Source organism: Nocardia sp. NPDC058244 (genome assembly GCF_042882065.1).
Taxonomy (GTDB): Bacteria; Actinomycetota; Actinomycetes; order Mycobacteriales; family Mycobacteriaceae; genus Nocardia.
On the sequence record NZ_JBHVWX010000002.1, the window covers coordinates 690,431 to 711,916 of the forward strand.

Annotated in this window: 23 protein-coding genes; 11 read left to right on the forward strand and 12 right to left on the reverse strand. The window is 70.4% G+C overall.

The features are described 5' to 3' along the window. Positions 1-16 precede the first annotated feature (16 nt). The 6 genes from ACFVW6_RS09410 to serS all read right to left on the reverse strand — a co-directional run bounded on the left by ACFVW6_RS09410 (position 17) and on the right by serS (position 6,272). A complete protein-coding gene (locus tag ACFVW6_RS09410; RefSeq protein ID WP_378824672.1) occupies positions 17-964 on the reverse strand; it encodes a DMT family transporter in 948 nt (315 codons plus the stop codon). Continuing rightward, the gene (locus ACFVW6_RS09415) at positions 961-1,221 is read right to left on the reverse strand and encodes a Txe/YoeB family addiction module toxin (RefSeq protein ID WP_378824669.1); all 261 of its coding nucleotides are present in this window, start codon (positions 1,219-1,221) and stop codon (positions 961-963) included. Before ACFVW6_RS09415 ends, ACFVW6_RS09410 begins: the two co-directional genes overlap by 4 nt. Further along, complete coding sequence (locus ACFVW6_RS09420; RefSeq protein ID WP_378824667.1) at positions 1,218-1,511, reverse strand: type II toxin-antitoxin system Phd/YefM family antitoxin; 294 nt, start codon at positions 1,509-1,511, stop codon at positions 1,218-1,220. Before ACFVW6_RS09420 ends, ACFVW6_RS09415 begins: the two co-directional genes overlap by 4 nt. Positions 1,512-1,588: 77 nt before the next feature. Continuing rightward, the gene (locus tag ACFVW6_RS09425; protein ID WP_378825670.1) at positions 1,589-3,007 is read right to left on the reverse strand and encodes an MFS transporter; all 1,419 of its coding nucleotides are present in this window, start codon (positions 3,005-3,007) and stop codon (positions 1,589-1,591) included. A gap of 100 nt (positions 3,008-3,107) precedes the next feature. After that, a complete protein-coding gene (locus ACFVW6_RS09430) occupies positions 3,108-4,937 on the reverse strand; it encodes a bifunctional diguanylate cyclase/phosphodiesterase (RefSeq protein ID WP_355283703.1) in 1,830 nt (609 codons plus the stop codon). 78 nt (positions 4,938-5,015) lie between these two features. After that, complete coding sequence (serS, locus tag ACFVW6_RS09435; protein WP_355283706.1) at positions 5,016-6,272, reverse strand: serine--tRNA ligase; 1,257 nt, start codon at positions 6,270-6,272, stop codon at positions 5,016-5,018. A gap of 80 nt (positions 6,273-6,352) precedes the next feature. Here serS and ACFVW6_RS09440 point away from each other — a divergent pair, with 80 nt between their 5' ends. From ACFVW6_RS09440 to ACFVW6_RS09465, 6 genes are all read left to right on the forward strand, one after another. Next, positions 6,353-8,050: an aldehyde dehydrogenase family protein gene (locus ACFVW6_RS09440; protein WP_378824664.1), complete on the forward strand. Its 1,698-nt coding sequence runs from the start codon at positions 6,353-6,355 to the stop codon at positions 8,048-8,050. A gap of 84 nt (positions 8,051-8,134) precedes the next feature. After that, entirely contained in the window at positions 8,135-9,208 is a 1,074-nt protein-coding gene (locus ACFVW6_RS09445) for a septum formation family protein (RefSeq protein ID WP_357341781.1), read from the forward strand. Between the two features lie 14 nt (positions 9,209-9,222). Beyond that, positions 9,223-9,561 carry a metallopeptidase family protein gene (locus ACFVW6_RS09450; protein WP_378825668.1) on the forward strand — a complete coding sequence of 113 codons (339 nt, stop codon included), beginning with the start codon at positions 9,223-9,225 and terminating at the stop codon, positions 9,559-9,561. A 109-nt stretch (positions 9,562-9,670) separates the two neighbouring features. Further along, entirely contained in the window at positions 9,671-9,982 is a 312-nt protein-coding gene (locus ACFVW6_RS09455; RefSeq protein WP_355283715.1) for a PE family protein, read from the forward strand. Between the two features lie 46 nt (positions 9,983-10,028). Continuing rightward, positions 10,029-11,159: a PPE family protein gene (locus ACFVW6_RS09460; RefSeq protein ID WP_378824661.1), complete on the forward strand. Its 1,131-nt coding sequence runs from the start codon at positions 10,029-10,031 to the stop codon at positions 11,157-11,159. A 62-nt stretch (positions 11,160-11,221) separates the two neighbouring features. Next, positions 11,222-11,992, forward strand: a complete 771-nt coding sequence (locus ACFVW6_RS09465) for an ESX secretion-associated protein EspG (protein ID WP_378824659.1) — start codon at positions 11,222-11,224, stop codon at positions 11,990-11,992. Here ACFVW6_RS09465 and ACFVW6_RS09470 read toward each other — a convergent pair whose 3' ends face one another. The 3 genes from ACFVW6_RS09470 to ACFVW6_RS09480 are packed head-to-tail and all read right to left on the reverse strand — an operon-like array spanning position 11,993 to position 14,045. Then, a complete protein-coding gene (locus tag ACFVW6_RS09470; protein WP_378824657.1) occupies positions 11,993-12,661 on the reverse strand; it encodes a histidine phosphatase family protein in 669 nt (222 codons plus the stop codon). Beyond that, positions 12,658-13,572 (reverse strand): prephenate dehydratase, encoded by a 915-nt coding sequence (gene pheA / locus ACFVW6_RS09475; RefSeq protein ID WP_378824655.1) that lies wholly within the window; start codon positions 13,570-13,572, stop codon positions 12,658-12,660. The genes ACFVW6_RS09470 and pheA overlap by 4 nt, the downstream gene beginning before the upstream one ends. A gap of 41 nt (positions 13,573-13,613) precedes the next feature. Continuing rightward, positions 13,614-14,045, reverse strand: coding sequence for a hypothetical protein (locus ACFVW6_RS09480; RefSeq protein WP_378824653.1), 432 nt, complete (start codon positions 14,043-14,045; stop codon positions 13,614-13,616). A 111-nt stretch (positions 14,046-14,156) separates the two neighbouring features. On the opposite strand from ACFVW6_RS09480, the gene ACFVW6_RS09485 reads away from it, so the two are divergent. The 5 genes from ACFVW6_RS09485 (at position 14,157) to ACFVW6_RS09505 (ending at position 18,493) form a co-directional block, all read left to right on the forward strand. After that, positions 14,157-14,918 (forward strand): DUF2470 domain-containing protein, encoded by a 762-nt coding sequence (locus ACFVW6_RS09485; protein WP_378824651.1) that lies wholly within the window; start codon positions 14,157-14,159, stop codon positions 14,916-14,918. A 53-nt stretch (positions 14,919-14,971) separates the two neighbouring features. Beyond that, positions 14,972-15,748 (forward strand): CPBP family intramembrane glutamic endopeptidase, encoded by a 777-nt coding sequence (locus ACFVW6_RS09490; RefSeq protein WP_378824649.1) that lies wholly within the window; start codon positions 14,972-14,974, stop codon positions 15,746-15,748. A gap of 132 nt (positions 15,749-15,880) precedes the next feature. Further along, positions 15,881-17,311, forward strand: coding sequence for an LCP family protein (locus ACFVW6_RS09495; RefSeq protein WP_378824646.1), 1,431 nt, complete (start codon positions 15,881-15,883; stop codon positions 17,309-17,311). A gap of 9 nt (positions 17,312-17,320) precedes the next feature. Continuing rightward, entirely contained in the window at positions 17,321-17,860 is a 540-nt protein-coding gene (locus tag ACFVW6_RS09500; protein WP_355283739.1) for a ferritin, read from the forward strand. A gap of 84 nt (positions 17,861-17,944) precedes the next feature. Next, positions 17,945-18,493 (forward strand): ferritin, encoded by a 549-nt coding sequence (locus ACFVW6_RS09505; protein WP_355283742.1) that lies wholly within the window; start codon positions 17,945-17,947, stop codon positions 18,491-18,493. Between the two features lie 248 nt (positions 18,494-18,741). Here ACFVW6_RS09505 and ACFVW6_RS09510 read toward each other — a convergent pair whose 3' ends face one another. The 3 genes from ACFVW6_RS09510 to ACFVW6_RS09520 are packed head-to-tail and all read right to left on the reverse strand — an operon-like array spanning position 18,742 to position 21,430. After that, a complete protein-coding gene (locus tag ACFVW6_RS09510; RefSeq protein ID WP_355283744.1) occupies positions 18,742-19,662 on the reverse strand; it encodes a DUF5926 family protein in 921 nt (306 codons plus the stop codon). 53 nt (positions 19,663-19,715) lie between these two features. Next, positions 19,716-20,483, reverse strand: a complete 768-nt coding sequence (locus ACFVW6_RS09515) for a glycerophosphodiester phosphodiesterase (protein ID WP_355283747.1) — start codon at positions 20,481-20,483, stop codon at positions 19,716-19,718. Then, positions 20,480-21,430, reverse strand: a complete 951-nt coding sequence (locus tag ACFVW6_RS09520; RefSeq protein ID WP_378824641.1) for a DUF4328 domain-containing protein — start codon at positions 21,428-21,430, stop codon at positions 20,480-20,482. The genes ACFVW6_RS09515 and ACFVW6_RS09520 overlap by 4 nt, the downstream gene beginning before the upstream one ends. Positions 21,431-21,486: the final 56 nt, after the last annotated feature.

Below are 21,486 nucleotides of genomic sequence, written 5' to 3' on the forward strand. Positions count from 1 at the left end.
GATCGGCCGACGCCGCCTAGGAGGCGCCTCGCCGGGTGGTCGCGGCCGACGCGCGAGCGGCCACCGCGACCGCGGCGAGGACGATCGCGCAGCTGAGAACGGCGGTGGTGGAGAGTTTTCCGTCGATGGTGTCGAGCAGGAGGGCGGTGACGAGCTGGCCCGCCACGGAGGTCAGGCCGAGGAGGAGGACGCCGATCAGGCCGACGGTGACGGCGGCCAGGGCGATGAAGGCGACGCCGATCAGGCCGCCGAGGTAGAGCCAGGGGTCTGTGGGGAAGGTGGTCGGCAGGCCGGTGCTGAGCAGGGTGACCAGGTCGAACGCGCAGAGGGCGACCAGGCCGACGACGAAGTTGACCAGGGTGGCGGAGAAGGGGCCGCCGACCGCGCCGACCCGGCCGTTCACGGCTTGCTGCCAGGCCAGGCCGACGCCGGCGAGCGCGGGGAGGGCGATGAGCAGGAGCGGGAGGTCGGGGACACCGGTGACCGCGGTGGCGGGGACGGAGTGCCCGCCCGCCGAGAGGAAGACGCCCGCGATGCCGAGCACGGCGGCGACCACCCGCCATCCGGTGACCGGCGTGCGACCGGCGGGCGCGATGCCGAGCCGATCGACGACGAGGCTGCTGAACAGCTGACCCGCCACCGCGGCGACGGTGAAGGCCGTGACGCCGATCGCGGCGATCGTCAGTCCCTGGCTCGCGACGAAGAACGCGCCGCACAGGCCACCGAGCAGCTGCCAGGGCCGCAGCGTGCCGTCCGCGACGCCGGTGCGCACCCTGCCCAGCCCGGCGCGCAGGGCCGGGCTGGCCGCGAAGGCGATCAGCAGGACCAGCAGGCCGGTGCCGAAGCTGATCGTGGCGGCCGCGACACCGTCACCCAGTTCCGCGCCGAGCGCGCCGTTGATCCGCCCCTGCACGGCGACGCCGGCGCCGATGCAGAAGCCGAAGATCAGTCCGAGACCGCTCACTCGTAGTGGAAACGGCAGGACAGTACCCGGATCACGCCCTCATCGACTCGATAGACCAGGCGGTGCTCCTGTGTGATTCGACGCGACCACCAACCTGCGAGATTGTGCAGCAGCGGCTCGGGTTTGCCGATACCGCTGGCTTGGCCGTTGATCACGATGTCATCGAGCAGGCGGTTGATCTTTCGAGCCGCCGCGCGGTCGTTGGTCACGGTCCAGACGTAATCGGCCCATGCCTCGCTCGAGAAGTCCAGTTTCACGCCACACCGGCCGCGTCGCCAGTCGAGTCGTCATCTGGAATTTCGAGCTGCTCCCGCGGAGCGAAACCACCGGCCGCGAACTCTTCCAAGCCGCGCTGCAGGTGACGGGCGTTCGCCGGGGTGCCGAGCAGATGCGCGGTTTCCTTCAACGCTTCGTACTCGCGCAGCGAAACCACAACGGCCGCTTCATGCCCAGCCCGCGTGACGACGATTTCCTCGAGGTCGTCCGTGGCAGCGTCGAGCACACTGGCCAGAGTGGCGCGTGCTTCGGTGTAGCTGATCTGCCTCATACGTACAAATTGTACAGGATTTCTGTACAGGTGGACGTCTACCGGTCCAACGCGGCCCTCGGCTGCTGCGGTGGTGACTAGTCGTCGGAGGCCCGCGGCGGCAGCCAGCTCGGGGTGAGCAGCGCGGCCGCGAGCAGGACCGTGCCGAGCAGGGCGATCGTGGCCGACATCGTCAGCCACTGGGTGGCCGCGGCGACGAAACCGAACACCGCCAGCGCGACGATCTCGGAGAGCAGCCCGGAGAACGACAGCACCGTCGCCCTGGCCGGGCCCGCGATGGCGGCCTGCAGCCGGGCCCCGGCCACCACCTCGATCGCGAAGTCGACACCGTAGGCGATGCCGATACCGACGAAACCGGCCCACAGCAGGATCGGGCCGACGGTCGGCGCGGCGCCCACCGCCAGCGCGCCCGCGATGAACAGCAGACCGGCCGCGAACAACGCGACGGCCAGCCAGCGTGCCGGGACGACCTCGGTCCGGCCCGCCAGCAGCGAACCGGCGAGCGAACCGACCACCGTCACCCCGACCAGCAGCGCGGACATGCTGGTCGACGAGCCACCGGACACCGCGAGCAGACCGAAGTACTCGTCGAAGGCGGTGACGCCGTACAGCAGGGCGCCCAGCAGCACGCCACGGCGCACCCGGCGTACCCGGAACGCCTCGGCGGTGCCGGTGCGCAGCATGGCCAGGTAGCGCGCCGGGCCGGTCGGTGTCGCGGTCCGAATCGCGGTGTCCTTGACGGGCGCGATCCGGTTGTCGGCAGGATCGCCCGCGCCGGGCGCCTTGTCGTCGATGCGGGCCGTTTCGGCGCCGCCCACCGGGCGTGGATGCCCGGGAGCCGCGCCCGGGACCCGGTGCGGACCCGCGGCGGGGGGCTCGTCGTCGAGGTCGTCGACAGCGGTGGCGGAGATGGCGACCGGCGGGCTCGGCAATGCCACCGCGGTCAGGGTGTGCAGCAGGGCGATACCGACACTGACCCAGCCGACCAGCGGATACCCGCCGAGCGCGAAGAGCGGGGCGGCCACCAGGATCGCCGCCAGCACCGTGGTCTCCTGGGCGCCACGCGCCCAGCCCATGATCCTGGCGTAGGCCGACGGTTCCCCACGGGCGACCAGGTCGTCGTAGATCAGCGCCTCGAAGGTGCCCGATTCCAGCGACGACGCGACACCCCAGATCACGAAGCCCAGCGCGAAACCGAGGAACGACGGGGCCAGCATCCACAGCGCGAAGCAGGCGGCCTGCAGCAGGCAGCTCAGCACCAGCAACGCCCGGCGCGAGACGGTGTCGGCCCAGGCGCCCGACGGCACCTCCAGCAGGAAGGCGGTGATCGACCAGAGGGCGAGCAGCAGCGAGATCTGCGCGGTGCTCAGGCCGTGATCGGCGAAGAGCACACCGTAGAGCGCATAGATCGGCAGCAGGTCGCGCGTGCCCCTGAACAGGACCGCCCGAACCGCGACACCGCGCACATCGACCGGGTCACTGGTCAAGCGCGCCACCACCGCCGCAGCGCGCCGGTAGAGCTCCGAAGATCAACAGCGGTAGATGAGCATTCGCATGCGTCCATGGTTCGCCGCGAGCGGGCGAGACGTCAAGCGATTAACCGAGCGGAATCCAGCCGCTCGCCGAGAGCGAATCGTCGTCGGTGCTGCCGGTGCGCGGCTGACCGTCGTTGAGGTCGTTGATCAGTTCCGAGACCGGATGCGAGTCGCTGTAGTGGTAGCCCTGGGCCAGCGCGAAGCCGAGTTCGGTGAGCACCGCCGCCTGGTATTCGGTCTCCACACCCTCGGCGATGACCTGCAGATCCAGCGACTTGCTGAGCGCGGCGATCACCCCGAGCAGCGGCGGCGCCGGTGAGTCGGAGCGGATCGCGGCGACGAAGGACTGGTCGACCTTGAGGATGTCGCTGGGGATGGTGGCCAGGCGGCTCAGCGAGGAGTAGCCGGTGCCGAAGTCGTCGATGGCGATGCGCACGCCACGGTCGCGCAGGGTGTGCAGGTTGGTGATCGCGGTCTGCGATTCGGCGGCCAGCTCGCTCTCGGTGACCTCGAGGACCAGCTGATCGGCGGGCCAGCCGGTGTCGTTGAGGATGGTCGCGACCCGCTCGGCGTAATCGGGTTCGGCCAGCTCCAGGCCCGAGACGTTGACGTTCAGGGTCAGGTCAAGCGAGGCGAAGCTCTCCTGCAGGCGGGCGGCGTCGGCGCACGCGCGGCGCAGCACCAGCTCGTCCAGGTCGGAGATGAGGTCGTATTCCTCGGCGACCCGGATCAGGCCCTCCGTGGTGACCTCCGGCTGGGCGTTGGACGACCAGCGCAGCAGCGCCTCGACGCCGACGGCCTGGCCGCCGTCCTCGGACAGGCTGACGATCGGCTGGTAGTGCACGTCGAGCGCGCCGCGGTCGATCGCCTCGCGCAGCTCCACCGCCAGCGGCAGCTGCCGCGACGACTCCAGCACCGTACGGTTGCGGCCCGCCTGCTTGGCCCGGTACAGGCCGACATCGGCGCGGCTGATCAGCAGCGACCCGGACTCGCCCGGCTGCCAGGAGGTGACACCGGCCGAACAGCCCATGGTCACCGCGGCCCGCAGCTTCTCGGTGAGCAGGATCGCGGCCTGCTCGGTGGTGCCGGGCAGCAGCAGCGCGAAGACGTCGCCGCCGAAGCGGGCCAGCACCTGATCGGGGGCGAGCAGGTCGAGCCAGGTGTCGGCGACGCGCTGCAGCACCGCGTCCCCGGCCCGATGGCCGAGGTGATCGTTGATCTTCTGGAAGCGGTCCAGGTCGACCAGGACCAGGGCCAGGCCCTGACCACCGCGACCCGCCGCGTCGATCGCGGGGTTGAGCTGCTTCTCGAAGCCACGCCGGTTCAGCAGCCCGGTGAGCACATCGATATCGGCGTCCGAAGCCATCCTGGTCAGGATGCCGACGACGACACCGGCGCCGAAGGTGACACCGGCCGGGATCATGCCCGACCACCACGGCAGCCCGCGGTCGGGCAGCACCCACAGGCACAGCGCCATGGCGAAGCCGATGTGCGCCGCGGCCTGGGGCCACGCGAAGAACAGCGCGGCGTCACAGGCGACGAAGACGTAGAACGAGGCCAGCGTGATGCCGCCGACCAGGTTCGGGAAGGAGTGCACCGCGATCGTCACCAGGACGGTCGCGGTCGCCAGGTAGAGGTGGTGCAGGGAGTGCGGCATCCGCGGACCCCACGCCAGCAACGTCAGACCGAGCACCAGCGCGACCGCCGCCGCCGTACCGACCAGCAGCCGATTACCGTCGTCACCCGGTGCGATGGCAGTGATCGTCAGGCCGAGGACACCGCCGAGGACGTAGAACGCCCCCGTTGTCCTGGCCATGACCTTCGCCGTCGCCAACGCCGATGCCGCCCGCACCCGGGTTCGGGTATCGCCGCGCGCCCCGATTCCTCGCACGAGCACCAGCCTAGATGTTGTTCGGTCAGGGCGTTTGCCACATCCACCAAATGGGAGTCCAGCAAACAGTGAAGGACTCTACGGTTTGAGTACTTCGGTGCCGACGAAGGGCACCAGCGCCGCGGGCACCCGCACCGAACCGTCGGCCTGCTGGTGGTTCTCCAGGATCGCCACGATCCAGCGCGTGGTCGCCAGCGTGCCGTTCAGCGTGGCCGCGACCTGCGCTTTCCCGTTCTCGTCGCGGTAGCGCACGGCGAGCCTGCGGGCCTGGAAGGTGGTGCAGTTCGAGGTCGAGGTGAGTTCGCGGTAGGTCTGCTGGGTGGGCACCCAGGCCTCGCAGTCGAACTTGCGCGCCGCCGAGCTGCCCAGGTCGCCCGCGGCCACGTCGATGACCCGGTAGGGCACATCGATCGCGGCCAGCATCTCGCGCTCCCACGCGAGCAGCCGCTGATGCTCGGCATCGGCCTGCTCGGGGGTGGTGTAGACGAACATCTCCACCTTGTCGAACTGGTGCACGCGGATGATGCCGCGGGTGTCCTTGCCGTAGCTGCCCGCCTCGCGGCGGAAACACGACGACCAGCCCGCGTAGCGCTTCGGGCCCTCGCTCAGGTCGAGGATCTCCTCGGCGTGGTAGCCGGCCAGCGGCACCTCCGAGGTGCCGACGAGGTACAGATCGTCGTCGGCCAGGTGGTAGACCTCCGCCGAGTGCTGACCGAGGAAGCCGGTCCCGGCCATGATCTCCGGGCGCACCAGCACCGGCGGGATCATCATGGTGAAGCCGTTGGCGACGGCCTTCTGCGCGGCCAGCTGGAGCAGACCCAGCTGCAACAGCGCGCCCGCGCCGGTCAGGAAGTAGAACCGCGAGCCCGACACCTTGGCGCCGCGCTCCATATCGATCAGGCCGAGCGACTCGCCGAGCTCGAGGTGATCCTTCGGCTCGAAGTCGAACTCCGGTGGGGTGCCGACCGTTTCGAGCACGATGTAGTCGTCCTCGCCGCCCGCGGGCGCGCCGTCCTGCACCACGTTGGAGATGGCGCGGTGCGCGGCGTCGAGGTCGGCGTCGGCCGCGTTCTGGGCGACCTCGGCTTCCTTGACCTTGGCGGACATGTCGGTCGCGGCGGCCAGCAGCGCCGGACGCTCGTCCTTGCTCGCCTTGCCGATGACCTTGCCCATCGCCTTGTGCTCGGCCCGCAGCGTATCGGCGGTGGCCACGGCGGCCCGGCGCGCGGCGTCGGCTTCGAGCAGGGCGTCGACGAGTGCGGGGTCCTCACCGCGGGCCCGCTGCGAGGCTCGGACGGCTTCCGGGTTCTCGCGCAGGAATCGGAGGTCGATCATGAGAAAACAGCCTAGTAGTTTACGCAACTCTTAATCCCGCGGCCTATGCCTTCCGGGCCGAACAGGAGCATAGTTGCGGTGTGAGTACTACTTTCGACACCGCCGTCATCGACACCGCGCTCGCTGATCTCACACAGGGGGAAAAGACCTGGGCCGCGACCGACCTGCGCCGTCGCCGCGAACTGCTCGAGGAACTCCATACGAACACCGCCGCCAACGCCGAGGCGTGGGTGGCGGCGGCCCGCACCATCAAGCAGCTGTCCGCCGACAGCCCGCTGGTCGGTGAGGAGTGGATGTCGGGGCCGATGACGATGCTGGCAGGCGCGCAGGCGCTGGCCGAATCGATCGGCGCGCTCGAGCGCGGCGCGAGCCCGCTCGACGGTGTCGACCTCGGCACCGCCCCCGGTGGCCGGGTCTCGGTGCCCGCGCTGCCGCACGGCGTCTACGACAAGCTGCTGCTCAGCGGCTTCAGCGCCGATGTCTGGCTGCGTCCCGGCGTCGACGCGGCCACCGCGCGGCGCAAGGCCGGGCTGGCCCAGCTGGAACCGGCCGCGACCGGCGGTGTCGGCGCGGTGCTCGGCGCGGGCAACATCATGTCGATCGCGCCGCTGGACACCCTCTACGAGCTCTACGCCAACAACCGGGTCGTCGCGCTCAAGCTCAACCCGATCACCGATCCGCTGCTGCCGGTGTTCCAGGCCATCTTCGCGCCGTTCATCGAGCTCGGGGTCGTCCGCATCCTCACCGGCGGCGCGCCGGAGGGCGGGTACCTGGTGACCCATCCGCAGGTCGCGCACGTGCACATGACCGGCGGCGCGCCCACCCACGACGCGATCGTGTGGGGTCCCGGCGAGGCGGGCGCCGAGCGCAAGAAGACCGGCGCGCCCGCGCTGGACAAGCCGATCACCAGCGAACTCGGCGGCGTCGCCCCGTGCATCGTGGTGCCGGGCGACTGGTCCGCCGCCGACCTGAAGTTCCAGGCCGAGCACGTGGCGACCCAGCGGCTGCACAACGGCGGCTACAACTGCGTCGCCGCCCAGACCGTGGTGCTCAGCGCGGACTGGCCGCTCAAGGACGCGTTCCTCACCGAACTGCGCGCGGCGATCGACAGCGCGCCCGCGCGGCCCGCCTACTACCCGGGCAGCGACGGCCGGGTCGAGGGCGCGCTCTCGGCGTACCCGGGTTCGGAGCGGGCCAACGGCCGCGTGCTCGTCGAGAACCTGCCCACCGCGGACACCCCGCTGCTGCGCACCGAGTACTTCTCCCCCGTGCTCGGCGTGGTCGAGCTGACCGGCACCGGCGGCGAGTTCCTCCGCAACGCGGTCGATTTCGCCAACGACGAGCTGATGGGCACGCTCGGCGCCAATATCATCGCGCACCCGGCGACGATCAAGGAGCTCGGTGGCGCGCTCGACACCGCGATCGAGGACCTGCGCTACGGCACCGTCGCGCTCAACGCGTGGACCGGCCTGGCCTTCCTGACCCCGCGCGCGAGCTGGGGTGCCTTCCCCGGCCACACCCTCGACGACATCCAGAGCGGCATCGGCGTCGTGCACAACGCCTTCCTGCTCGACGATGTGGAGCGCACCGTGGTCCGCGGCCCGTTCCGGCCCGCGCCCCGCGCGCTGCTGCACGGCGAATTCACCCTGAGCCCGAAGCCGCCGTGGTTCGTCAGCAACAAGACCGGCACCGGCACGGGTCGCAAGCTCACCGATTTCTACGGCGACGGCAAGAAGACCCGCCTGCCCGGCATCTTCGCCTCGGCCCTGCGCGGCTGACGACCACGGCCCGGGACCTGCACCGACGGGTTCCGGGCCGAAGGTCGTGGCACGGCGGCGACCGCGCTGCCATGATGGACCGCGATGTCTGATGAGCAGAGGGAACCAGCCGAGGGATCCGCGTCGCGTGGCCGCGTCCCCAGTTCGCTGCATCTGTCGGCGACGAAACTGCGGTGGGGGCTGCTGATCGGCGCCCTCGGTGCGGTGATCGCGGCGATGGTCACCATGCTGGTCACCGGCTTCGAGAACGACAAGGGCCTGGAGGCGCACCAGCCCGGCTCCGAGCCCGTGGTCAGGGACAAGGAGTTCTCCAGCGCGAACGTGGGCGACTGCCTGAGCTGGACCAAGGCCGACCGCAGCGACCTGGTGAAGGTGAACTGCGACGACAAGCACCTGTTCGAGGTGGCAGGCGTCATCGATCTCGCCGCCTACCCGGGCCGGGAGTTCGCCGGCGGCACCAGGCACCCCGACTCGCTGCGGATGACCGAGCTGCGCGACGAGCACTGCGTCCCGGCGGTGCAGCAGTACCTGGGCGGGCGCTTCGATCCACGCGGCCGGTACATGGTGAACGTGATGTCGCCGAGCCCGGCGGGCTGGCAGCACGGCGACCGCACCCTGCGCTGTGGCCTCCAGGTCGCCGCGACCGCGACCAGCCCGGCCGCGACCGGCGCCGTCGCGAGCCAGGACCAATCGAAGGTGCACGCCACCGGCACCTGCCTCGGCATCAACCAGAACCTGCCGACCGATCCGGTCGACTGCGCCCAGCCGCACTCGGTCGAGATCGTCGGCACCGTCGACCTGGCGAGCAACTTCACCGGCGGGCCGCCCTCGGAGGCCGACCAGGACAAGTACGTCGAGTCCGAATGCAACCGGCTCTCGACCGACTATCTGGGCAGCCCCGACGCCATCCGGAACAAGACGCTGACGCTGTTCTTCGATTATCTGGAACCGACCAGTTGGCTCGCCGGCAGCCACAAACTGGATTGCTGGCTCGGAAAAGGCGCCGACCGTGAGGGATTCGCCGCGATCGTCGGATCGGCCCGCGGTGAGATCCTGATCGACGGTCAAGCCCCGGTGCCGCCGCCGAACACCGGCCGCTCCACGCCCGCCCCGCTGCCCGGCGCGGCGCCGCTGCCCCCGCAGCCGCAGCCGCGGTGACCGTGTCGGAACGGATGTCGCCGGAGCGCTTCGAGGAGCTGGTCGGCGACGCGCTCGACCTGATCCCGCCCGAGCTGGCCGAGGCGATCGACAACGTCGTGGTGCTGGTCGAGGCCAGAAACGACGAGGAACCCTCGCTGCTCGGGCTGTATCACGGCATCGCGCTCACCGAGCGCGACAGCTACTACGCGGGGTCACTGCCGGATACCGTGACCATCTATCGAGAGGCTATTCTCGACATCTGCGATACCGACGACGAGGTGGTCGAGGAAGTAGCGATCACCGTGATCCATGAAATAGCACACTATTTCGGGATTGACGACGACCGGTTGCATGAGCTGGGATGGGGCTAGCGAAACTGGGTGGGGAATCGATGGAACCGAACGACCCGCTCTCGCGTCCTATCACTCGTAGGGGGAATTCTCGTGGTTCCCGATAGTCGCCACCAGAAGGAGTCGGGTCATGGTCGGACACGTTCTCGTCACACCTGAAATCGTCCTCGCCGCTGCCGCCGAGCTGGATCTGCTCGCCGAGCGCCTCGCCGTGGCCGCCGGCCTCGCCGGGCCAACCACCCATGTGCTCCCGTCCGGTGCCGAAGAGGTGTCGCTGCTCGCGGCCTCGCACTTCAACCGCGCCGCCGCCACGCACGACAGCTCCGTCGCCCAGGGCATCCTCGAGCTGCACCACGCGGCCGCGACCCTGCGCTCGCAGCTCGTCACCAATATCGGCGAGGACATCGCCCAGGGCGCGGCGATCACCGCGATCCAGGTCTAGTCGTACCCGATCCGTCGTCGATCATTCATTCAGGGGAGAAACAAGCATGACCGCAGGGATCACCGGGGTCTTCTGGCTGCCGCGCATGGCAGAAGTCAACTCGACCACGCTCAACGCGGGCGCACACGCCGTTCCGATCTCCGCCGCCGCCACCTCGTGGGGCACGCTGGCCGCGGCGTGGGGTGACGCCGCCTTCACCGTCACCCGCGTCATCGCCGAGGTCGGCGTCGGCCTGCAGGGTGTCAACGGCCTCGCCGTGCTCGCCAAGCTCGCGCCCTTCGGCGCCTGGGCGGGTCAGCAGGGCATCATGGCCGCGGCCATGGGGGTCAAGGCCACCGCCAACGCCACCGCCTACACCGTGGCCTCGCTCGCGATGCCGAGCCTGCCCGAGATCGCCGCGACCAACACCGCGGTGGCCGCCTCGGCCAACCCGCCCGGTGTCGTGTCCGGCGCCTTCGAGGCGGCCGAGGTCGCCCGCCACGCCATGGACATCCGCGCCGCGCTGGTGATGGAGACCTACGAGGCCGCCACCACCGCCACCGTCACCACGCCCGGTGAGTTCTCCATGCCGCCGACGATCGCCAGCGGCGCGGGCACCGCGGCCGAGGGTGACTTCGGCGGCGACCCGCTGAGCACCGCGGTCGCCGCGGCGCAGGCCTTCGTCACCAACCCCGGTGTCGTCAGCGCCGCCACCCAGGCGGCCAATGTCGCCGGTGGCGTCGTCACCAGCGGCGTCAGCACGGTCGGCAACATCGGCGCCTCGGCGATCTCGGCCGCCACCTCGGCGACCGTGCCCGCGGCCACCGGCGCGGCGCCCGCCATGGCGAGCCTCGGCGCGGTCGGCGCGGCGGCCGGAGTGGCCACCACGTCGGCGGGCCTCGGCAACGTCTCGCTCAGCAACGGTCAGCTGAAGCTGCCCGAGGGCTGGGGCGCGCCGGCGGCCAACGCGCCCGCCGCGGCGCCCGCGGTCACCGAGTCGGTCGTCGCCCGCGCGGACGGTGCGCCCGTGCGCAACGCGAACACCAGCGGCAACCCGCTGATGGGCAACCGCGCCAACGGCGAGGACGACGACGAGCACGACGCCGTCGACTACGGCCGTTCGGACGAGGCGTTCACCGACGGCCGGTACACGGCCGAAGGTGTGATCGGCGGCGATCTCGCCGGATCGGCCAAGTGACGGTGCTCGGGGGGAGTAGCGGGGGTTCGTTGCTGGAGGCCGTCGTGCTTTCGCTCGACGAGATGCAGTTTCTCCTGGAGAAGCTGCAGTTCGACGAGATGCCCGTGGTGCTCGACGCCATGGGTCGCTACGACAACATCTCGACGCACGACGCCGCCATGAAGGCGGCCGAAGCCGCTCTCACCGAGCGTGAACTGCTGTTCGGTGACGTGGTCCAGACCGAGCTGGCGGAGCGCCTGCGGGTGCTCTACCGGCCGCAGTGGATCATCGCCCTGCGCTGGGTGGTGCAGGGCCACGTCAACCGGTTCTGCCTGGCGCAGGGCGACGACCGCGCGGTCGTCGCCCTGCGCGGGCCGGAGTCCTTCGTCATCGACGACGCGGGCCTCGACCTGCCGGGCGCGGTGCTGCAGGCGCTCGGGCACTCCGAGGCGCTCGAGCTGTACGGGATGAACGCGCCCACCGAGGAACTCGCGCCGATCTTCGGCGACACCGGTGACGTCGCGGCCACCGCGCAGCGGCTGAGCAAGATCGGCAAGCCGGCCACCGACGCCCAGGCCCTGGCCTCGGCACTGGTGGAGATCCACTCCTACGCCGAGATCGTCGGCGTCGCCTACGGCGACGGCACCCGCGACATCCAGGACAACCACATCGCCGTGTTCAACACGCGCGCCGGCCGATTCATCATCACCGCCAGCATGGCCGACGACGGCGTGAAGTGGTCGTCCATCGCGACAGGCACCACCGCGCGCCTGCGCACCGCGGTGGCCGACCTCATCGAGTCGCTGCCGATCCGCGCCGAGTTCCCGACCGCGAAGGCCGACAACCCGGTCTGATCAGCCCATCGGGTCGTCGGCCGACGGCGCGGCCTCGAGCGCGAACGGCGGGGTGAACTTGCCCCAGCGCAGGCACTCCCAACCGCCGTCGGCGGTGGGTAGCAGCTCGATGGTCTCGGTGTTGTCGAGGTGGTTGTTCGTCGTGAACGGCGGCGCCACCCCGGCCAGCGTCATCGCGACCAGGCGCATGGCGGCGCCGTGGTTCACCACGATCACGTCGCCCTCGGCGTCCTCGGTCAGGAATTCCTCGCGCAGTCCGGCGAGGATCGGCACGATCCGGTCGATCACCTCGCGGCCGGATTCACCTCCGGGCGCCCTGGTGTCGAGCTCGCCGCGGTGCCAGCCCCGGTAGATCTCCTGGAAGACCTGGTGCGCGGCCTGGTCCGAGCGTCCGTGCAGCTCGCCGACCTGCACCTCGTACAGCCCGTCGAGGATGTGCGCGGGCGAACCAGTGGCCGCCTCGATGTAGCTCGCCGTCTGCCGGGCGCGCAGCGCCTCCGACGACACCAGCACCTGCGGCGCCCGCACCAGCCCGGCGCCGAAGGCTTTCGCCTGTGCCACACCGCGTTCGGTGAGCGGGAGACCGGGCACCTGGGTGTCCAGGATCTTCGCGACGTTGCCCTCGGTCTCGCCGTGCCGCACCAGCACCAGCTTCGCGGGTGTACTCATAGGTCAGCGACCCCCTTTCGCAATTGCGTCAACCATTCTGCGGCAGGTTCGTCCGACGGGGGCGGTGTTCCGACTGCCGCGTACGCGGGCCACGAGCCGAGATAGCGGACCCGCGCCGTGCGATGCAAAGCCTTCAATGTCTCCGCGACCGCCGGATCGTCGATATGGCCGACGCAGTCCAGGTAGAAGCGGTAGGTGCCCATCGCGGTCCGGGTGGGCCGCGACTCGATCCTGGTGAGATCGACACCGCGGGTGGCGAATTCGGCGAACGCGCGCATCAGCGACCCGGGTTCGTTCGGGAGTTCGAGCACGATCGACGTGCGATCGGCGCCGGTGGCGTGCGGGGCGACCCCGGGTTTCGTCACCAGGACGAAGCGGGTGATCGCCTGCTCGTGGTCGGCCACCCCGGCGGCCAGCGTGGCCAGGCCGAGCCGCTCCCCCGCCAGCGCCGTCGACACCGCCGCGTCGGCGATGCCGGCCGCGACGTCCTCGGCGGCCGCGGCGTTGGAGGCCGAGGTGAACGGTTGCGCCGCCGGCATGTTCCGCGCGACCCACTGCCTGACCTGCGCGGCCGCGACCGGGTAGGCCGCCAGCGTGCGCACCTCGGTGAGGGTGGTGCCGGGTCGCGCGAGGATCGTGAAGCTCACCTCGAGCTCGGTCTCGGCGATGATCTGCAGCCGAGGTCCGAGGGCGAGCGAATCCAGCGTCGCCGGGATCGATCCTTCGACCGAACTCTCGATCGGCACGACGGCGCCGTCGACGTCATCGGACCGGATCAGATCGAGCGCCGCGCCCTGACTCGGCGCGGCGACTCGCTCGACGGGGCTGTCGAAGGCTCCCGAGTTCTCGAACTTCGCCAGAGCCATCTCGGTGAACGTCCCGGACGGTCCGAAATACGCAATACGCGGCACACAGAAAGATTAGCTGGATCGTTGTCCGAAGTCGGCCCGGCTCAGGAATCCAGCACTCGGAGAGCGTCGCGGATCGCCTGCTCATCGTCGGTTTCGATGGCCAGCAGGACGGTCCGGGTGGCTTCGATGGCCGGTGGCTTGAGCGCGGTCAGGAATTCGAAGTCGGGTGTGGTGAGGGCAGTCGGGATGTCCTCGCCGCACAGGGCGGCGACCGTGCCGGCGACGATGGCGACGGCGCGGGGCGCGCTGGCGGTGCGGGCGACGAAACCGTGGTCGGCGTGCGCGATCCGGACCAGGAAGGCGGCCAGTTCGGCGTCGGGGACGTCGATGTCGACGACCTCGGCGGTGGCCGGTGCGCTGCCCGGCGGGCGGACCAGGCCGGCCACCAGGCTGCGGCGGGCGGGGGTCGAGAGCGTGACCAGCACGGGTTCGGCGGGGGTCGGGTGGTCGTCGCCGTGGTCGTCGTGCGTCATCAGACCACCGTAGAGCCGATTCGTTCGCCGATTCGCTCGGGTGTCCTCTTGCGCGAAGCGTCGCTGTAACTTAGCTTAGGTTTACCTAATCATCAGTTCGCGGAGGTTGTCATGTCGAGCCCCACCACGATTCTCGCGCCGACGACCGCCGAGCGCGTGCGTAGTGCGTGCGCCCACGCGGAGACCGCGATGCTCGCGCTCCCCGGCATCGATCCGGTGCCGACCACGCTGCATCACCTGCGTCGCTGCGGCGACGCGGTGATCGCGATGCCCGCCACCTCGATCGCGGCGGCGCTGGCGGCGACCGCGAACGAGACCTCGGCGGTGCTCGAGCTCACCGACCACGCCCCGCTGCCGCTGCGCGAACCGGTCCGCGCGCTGGTGTGGCTGCGCGGCTGGGTGCGGCAGGTGCCGGTGCAGGCCCAGCGCGCGCTCGCGGTCGAGATCGCCAAGGAGTACCCGCATCCGGGGCTGCTGGACGTCGGCCACGGGGTCACCCTGCTGCGCGTCGTGGTGAATTCGGCGGTGCTGGCCGACACCTCGGGCGCGGAATCGGTCGACCACGCCGACCTGCGCGCGGCCACCGCCGATCCGTTCTGCGAGATGGAGAGCGCCTGGCTGCAGCACATGGTCGAGGACCACGCCGACATCGTCGCCATGCTCGCCCGCCACCTGCCGACCCGGCTGCGCGGCGGCCTGGTGCACCCGCTGGCCATCGACCGCTACGGCCTGACCCTGCGGGTGGAGAGCAACGAGGGCGACCACGACGTGCGCCTGCCCTTCGCCACGCCCGCCGACGACGTCGCCGCGCTGAGCAAGGCCGTGCGCATCCTGGCGGGCTGCCCCTTTCTGAACGGCCTGCGCCGCATCTGAATCCGTCACGGCGCGACGCGCCCCGGCCACCCGGGCTGCCTACACTGCGCGACATGCGCGTCGATCCTCCTGACACCACGCTCAGCGAGCGGGAACGGTTCGGTCTCCGAGTCGAGATCGCCATCGTCCTGCTCGTCACCTTCGGGCTGAGCGGGATCAGCGCGGGCGTGGCTCTGCTCGACTCGGCGCTGGCCCCCGGCGGGGTCGGCGGGCGCACGGTGGCGCTGAACGCCTCGCGCTCGGACAACTCGATCCTCGACCTGCTGTTCCAGCTCGTCGGCGTCACCCGCTTGCTCGCCTGGGCGGCGCTGGGCCTGTACCTGTTGTGGCGCAGCGGGATCGGACCGCGGCTGATCGGGCTGGCCAGGATCCGCCGGACCGACGTGCTGCACGGCCTGATCCTGGCCGCGGTGATCGGCCTGCCCGGACTGGCGCTGTATCTCGTCGCGCACGCGCTCGGGGTGAGCGTCACCATCGTGCCCAGCTCGCTGACCGAGCACTGGTGGCGGCTGCCGGTGTTGATCCTGTCGGCCTGCGCGAACGCGGTCGCCGAGGAAGTGCTCGTGGTGGCCTACCTGATCACCCGGCTGCGCAAGCTCGGCTGGTCGGAGAACCGGTCGCTGGCCGCCTCGGCGCTGCTGCGTGGCAGCTATCACCTGTACCAGGGGCTCGGTGGCGGGCTCGGCAACATCGTGATGGGGGTGATCTTCGGCCGGTACTGGCAGCGCACCAATCGGCTGTGGCCGCTGATCCTGGCGCACGCGACCATCGACGCGGTCGCCTACCTGGGCTATACCGTGCTGCGCGGCCGCGTCGGCTGGCTGCCGTGAGGCGGCGTGTCACGGCGAGTCTCACCACATCACCGCGTTTCGCGCTAACACGGGCACGCGAGCGGGGTATCCAGTAGTAACCGAGCGCGCACACCGACCCGCGCCCCCGACGATCAGTAGAGTTCCACAGTGATGAACGGCGACGATCCGCGCGATGACCCGCGCAGGCGCCGGGTGCCGCCGCCAGGCCGCCCCGGTGGTCCTGCCGTGCCGCCACCGGCGGGCCGCGGCGCCCCGCCGCGCCGACCGCTGCCCCCGGGCGGCGATCCGGCCATGCGACGCGGAAACCCGCAGGCCGGGCGCATGCCCGCGCCCGACGAGGGTCCGACCGTGCGCTACAACCCGGCGCCGCGGCGTGAGCGTCCCGCCTCGCATATCGAGCCGACCCAGGTCCTGCATCGCGACGGCCGCGGCGATCAGCCGCTGGCCTATTCGCAGATGCCGCACGAGCAGGTGACCCCGCGCGGACACGCGCCGACGCAGCGCCCGGTGCCGCATCGCGAGCCGGCCAGGCACGCGCCCACCCAGCGCCCGGTTCCCCATCACGACGCCGTCCCGCCCCGGCGGCGCACCCCACCGCCCGCCGACGCGGGCGGGCAGGTCCAGCCGCCGCGACGACGGCGCAGGCGCCACCCGTTCCGGTGGTTCCTGGTGGTCGTCGTGCTGCTGATCGTCGGCCTGATCGCCGCGGTGGTGCACCTGGACAACTCGCTGACCCGCATCCCCGCGCTCGCCTCCTACAGCGACCGGATCGGCAATACGCCCGGCACGAACTGGCTGCTGGTCGGTTCCGACGGCCGCGGCGACCTGTCGACCGAGCAGGAGCAGGAGCTGGCGACCGGCGGCGACACCGGCCCGGAACGCACCGACACGATCATGCTGGTGCACATCCCGTCGTCCGGGCCGACCACGATGGTCAGCCTGCCGCGCGACTCCTATGTCAGCATTCCCGGCCACGGCAAGGACAAGCTGAACGCCTCGTTCGCGTTCGGCGGCCCGTCGCTGCTGGTGCAGACGGTGGAGGAAGCCACCGGCGTGCGGATCGACCACTACGCCCAGATCGGCTTCGGCGGCTTCGCCGGCGTCGTCGACGCGCTCGGCGGCATCGAGATGTGCCTGGACGAGCCGATCGTCGACCCGCTGGCCGGGCTCGACCTGCCCGCCGGCTGCCAGGAGCTGACCGGCCCCGAGGCACTGGGCTTCGTGCGCACCAGGGCGACCCCGCGCGCGGACGTCGACCGGATGAAGCACCAGCGGATGTTCATGTCGGCGCTGCTGAAGAAGGCGACCAGCCTGGGCACCCTGGCCAATCCGTTCGCGCTGTGGCCGATGGCCACCGGCGTGGCCGGATCGCTGAAAGTCGATGACGGCGACCACATCTGGAACCTGGCCGCGCTCGGCTGGGCGATGCGCGGCGACACCGTCACCACCAGCGTGCCGATCGGCGGATTCGACGACACCGACGTCGGCAACGTGCTGCTGTGGGACAAGACGAAGGCGAGCGCCTTCTTCGACGCCCTGGCCAAGGATCAACAGATTCCCGAGGACCTGCTGACGCGGTAACGTCGTTGTATGGCCGAGGACCGTTCGTTCATCGAGCTGCTGCGGGACCAGATCCGGCACGGGCTGACCGCAGCACAGCAGTATCTGGCCGCCGCCGTGTATTTCGACGCCGAGCGACTACCGGAGCTGGCCGCGCAGACCTACGCCCGCTCGGCCGAGAACCGGGGCCACGCTATGCGGATGGTCCAGTATCTGCTCGATCGCGATGTCGCGGTGACCATCGGCGGGCTCGACGAGCTGCGCTCGGAGTTCGATTCGCCGCGCGCCGCGATCGCCTTCCTGCTCGATCGGGAGCGGACCGCCACCGCGCAGATCAGCGCCTTGGCCGGGGCGGCGCGCGAGGCCGAGGATTTCCTCGGCGAACAATTCGTGCAGTGGTTCCTGAAGGAACAGGTCGCCGATGTCGCGGAGATGAGCACGCTGCTCACCGTGCTGGACCGGCAGGACAATCTGTTCGACGTGGAGGAATTCATCCGGCGTGAGCTGGCAGGCGCTGTGCCAGTGGACAACACGGCGCCGAAAATGGCGGGCACAGGGCAACTTCAGTAAGGGAATACTTGGTTAGGAAATACTTCCCTCAATAAGGTTGCACTTGGATGACAACCCCCTTTTACCAGGTCTAATGTTGCGGCCATGTCGATTCATCCGGAAGCCCCTCGCAGCAAATTCCACAGCCTGCTCCAAGACCAGATCCGGCATGAGTTCAACGCCGAGCATCAGTACATCGCCATTGCGGTGTGGTTCGACAACAACGATCTCCCGCAGCTCGCCAAGCGGTTCTACGCCCAGTCCGTCGAAGAGCGAAACCACGCGATGATGATCGTGCAGTACTTCGTCGACCGGGACATCAGCGTGGAGATCGCGGGCATCGACGCCGCGAAGTCGAGCTTCGAGACCGCCCGTGAGCCGATCGAACTGGCCCTGGCCCAGGAGAAGACGGTCACCGACCAGATCATCCGGCTGGCCAGCACCGCCCGTGAAGAGGGCGACTACCTCGGCGAGCAGTTCATGCAGTGGTTCCTGAAGGAACAGGTCGAGGAAGTCGCGCACATGACCACGCTGCTCAACATCGCCGATCGCGCCGGGTCGAACCTGTTCGATCTGGAGGCGTTCATGTGGCGTGAGCTCAGCACCCCGAAGGACGCGTCGGGCGCACCGTCCGTCGCCGGCGGCAGCGTCTGATACAGCCACCCGGATTCGGCTCGCGCACGCGAGCCGAATCCGTTGTGCGCTTCACCAGCCGGAGCCGGAACCGCCCGAGCCGGTATTGGCCAGAATGGTGCCGATGACAATCTGCGCGAGACCGGCGACAGAACCGAGAAACTCCATTGTTATCCCTTTCCACTTCGCCGATTGGTCGGCGTAGGCGTGAACCTAGCCGACCCGGCAAGTGAAATGAGATTATTTCATTTAGTTCAGCGTGGAAGAGTTCAGCGCAGGGTGACCTGACGCGAACGCAGTCCGTCGCGCGAGCGACGCTCCTCGCCCGACATCGGGGCATCCGAGGCCAGCGCCTCGGCCAGCCGCGCACCGAATTCCCGTGCGGGCGTTTCCCATTCGGTCGGGTGCCGCTCGGGATCGAGATCGAACACCGGCACCAGCAGACCATGCGTACGGAACGAGCCGGCGAAGCGCGAGCCCTCGCCCATGTGCAGGCCACCGCCGGCGTGCACGCGCGCCAGCGCCAGCATCAGCTTGTCCTCGTCCTCGGGACGGACCCAGCGCACGTGCGCCTTCTCGCCCGCGTCGACCCACCAGGCCGCGCCGATGCCGTCGGCACCCAGATCCAGCCGGGCCGAGGGCATGATCGCCTGCTTGGCCTGCTCGATCGTCGCCGCCACCTGCGGATCGGGGGTCACGCCCTCGGGCACCCACCAGTCGAAGTCCTGGTGCACGGTGAGCTCGAGGTCGGCACCCGGGTCGATGACGTCGGCCAGGCGCGGACCGCCCTCGACCGAATCGGCCGAGTTCAGCGACTCGCCCGGCTCGGCGGACTGGGTCCACAGGATCGCCGCGGCGATGTCGGCGTTCGGGTCGGTGCCCTGGAACTGCATCTGCGTGCCGACGAAGCCGACCGGCTCGTCACCGGCACGCACCAGCGCGGCCACCGCACCGGGCAGCACCGTCGCCAGCGTCACCTCGCGCTGCGCCGCGACACCGGGCGCCAGCTTCAAGGTCGCGGTCGCCGACGGCACGAACTCCCGCAGCGCCACCAGATCACATTCGGCAGCAAGCCCCTCGAACGGCCGCGTCACGGCCGCAGATGCCTGCTCCTGCGCCGCACGCCGCTCGGCGAGACGCTGAGCCCGATTACTGTCGGGCTTCGGACTGTTCCGCTTGCTTTTACCCACGCACGGAGTTTATGGCCGGGCGGCGCTGTCGCCGCACGCGACCCTGCGGAAACTCAGACGCCGGCCAGCAGCGCCTTCGTGCGGCCCGGGTGGTTGGTGGCGACCCAGCTGACGCCCAGGTCGGCGCACAATTTCACGTCGTCGGGATCGTCGACGGTCCAGCAGTAGGTGGCCCGGCCCGCCGCGGCGGCCTTGTCGACGAGTTCGGGGTGCTCGCGCAGGGTCTTCACCGACGGGCCGACGGCGGTGGCACCGACGGTGGTCGCCGCGCCGCCGCCGAGGAAGCGCGAGGACTCACCGAGCAGCACGGTCGGCAGCAGCGGCGCGGCGCGGCGGATCCGCCAGACCGCGGTCGCGGCGAACGACATCACCACGGCGCGGGAGTGATCGGCCGAGGCGGGCGTCGCGATGCCGAAGCGCTGCAGTTCGGCGAGCACCTTGTTCTCCACCAGCGCGCCGTAGCGCACCGGGTGCTTGGTCTCGATGAACAGCTTGGTCGGCCTGCTGCGCCAGTCGAGCACCAGGCCGATCAGATCGCTGAGGGCGAGCACGCCCGACGGCGCGTCCTCGGTGCCGAAGTTCATGTCGCGCAGCTCGGCCAGGGTCAGTTCGCTGACCAGGCCGGTGGCGTCGGAGGTGCGGTCGACGGTGCGGTCGTGCACGCAGACCAGATGACCGTCGCGGGTCAGCCGGACGTCGCATTCGACGCCGTCGGCGCCCTCTTCGAGGGCGAGCTCGTAGGCGGCGAGAGTGTGCTCGGGGCGCGCCGCGGACGCACCGCGGTGCGCGACGACGAATGGCGCCCGATTGCCCTGGCTCACTTGGCCACAACCTCCTCCTGCGTATTCTCGCCTGTTCCGGCGGAATCCGCGCGTTCACTGTCATCCTGCCCGCTCGCGGGCGCACCGGGCTGCACCGGGGCGATGACGACCTCGGCGGGATCGGCGGCCATCACCCAGCGGTGCGCCGAACGCGGCTCCCCGCGCAGGTCACGGCCTTCGAGCAGGCGCACGGTCCACAGTGTGAGCACGACGAACCCGGCCGCGCACAGATCGCTGAACGCGGTGAACGAGACGCCGTCGGCCTCGGCCTGCAGGGTCGACGCGTCGCGCCAGAGGGTGGCCGCGACGAGGATCAGACCGCTGACCGCCCAGGCCGCCCACCAGATCCGCACGGCCCGCTCGGCGCGGGGATCGGGTACGGGCCCGAGCAGTTCGGTGAGGAAGACGCCCGGCCAGATCAGGTTCACGCCGGGCACCAGGCAGCCGAGGATCAGCGTCCAGCGGCGGCGCGGATCGCGCCTGCCCTCGGCCGCGAACCTCGCCTTGCGCGCCTCGATCAGCCAGCCGGTCAGCGCGAGCGCGGTGGCGAGCGCGCACAGTGGCGCGATGACGCCGAACACCCACACCGACATGTCGGAGATCCACAGCAGCCAGCTGGGGATGAGCTTGGTGCGGTTGCGCAGCAGGATGAGGTACCGGCCGTACTCGGCGCAGGCGGCGACCAGGAAGGCCAGCGCCGTCACCACCAGCAGGACATCGCGCGAGGCGGCCAGGCCCCACAGCGGCCGCTCGGGGGTGCGGGCCTGCGCGGGCGGCGGATCGAGCAGACCCCAGCGCGGGATCTCGGTGTAGTGCGGGGTGGGGCCGAGCGGCGCCCGCACGGTCGCGGTCGCGGCCTTGCGCGCGCGATGGTCGGGCCTGCGGGCGATCCAGCGGTAGTTGCGCTGGGCGGCGGGCGCGTCGACCCGGCCCGGCGACAGCAGCACGCCACGGCACCGTGGGCACCAGTGCATCGGCGCGCCCTGTACGGCCCACCGCGCGC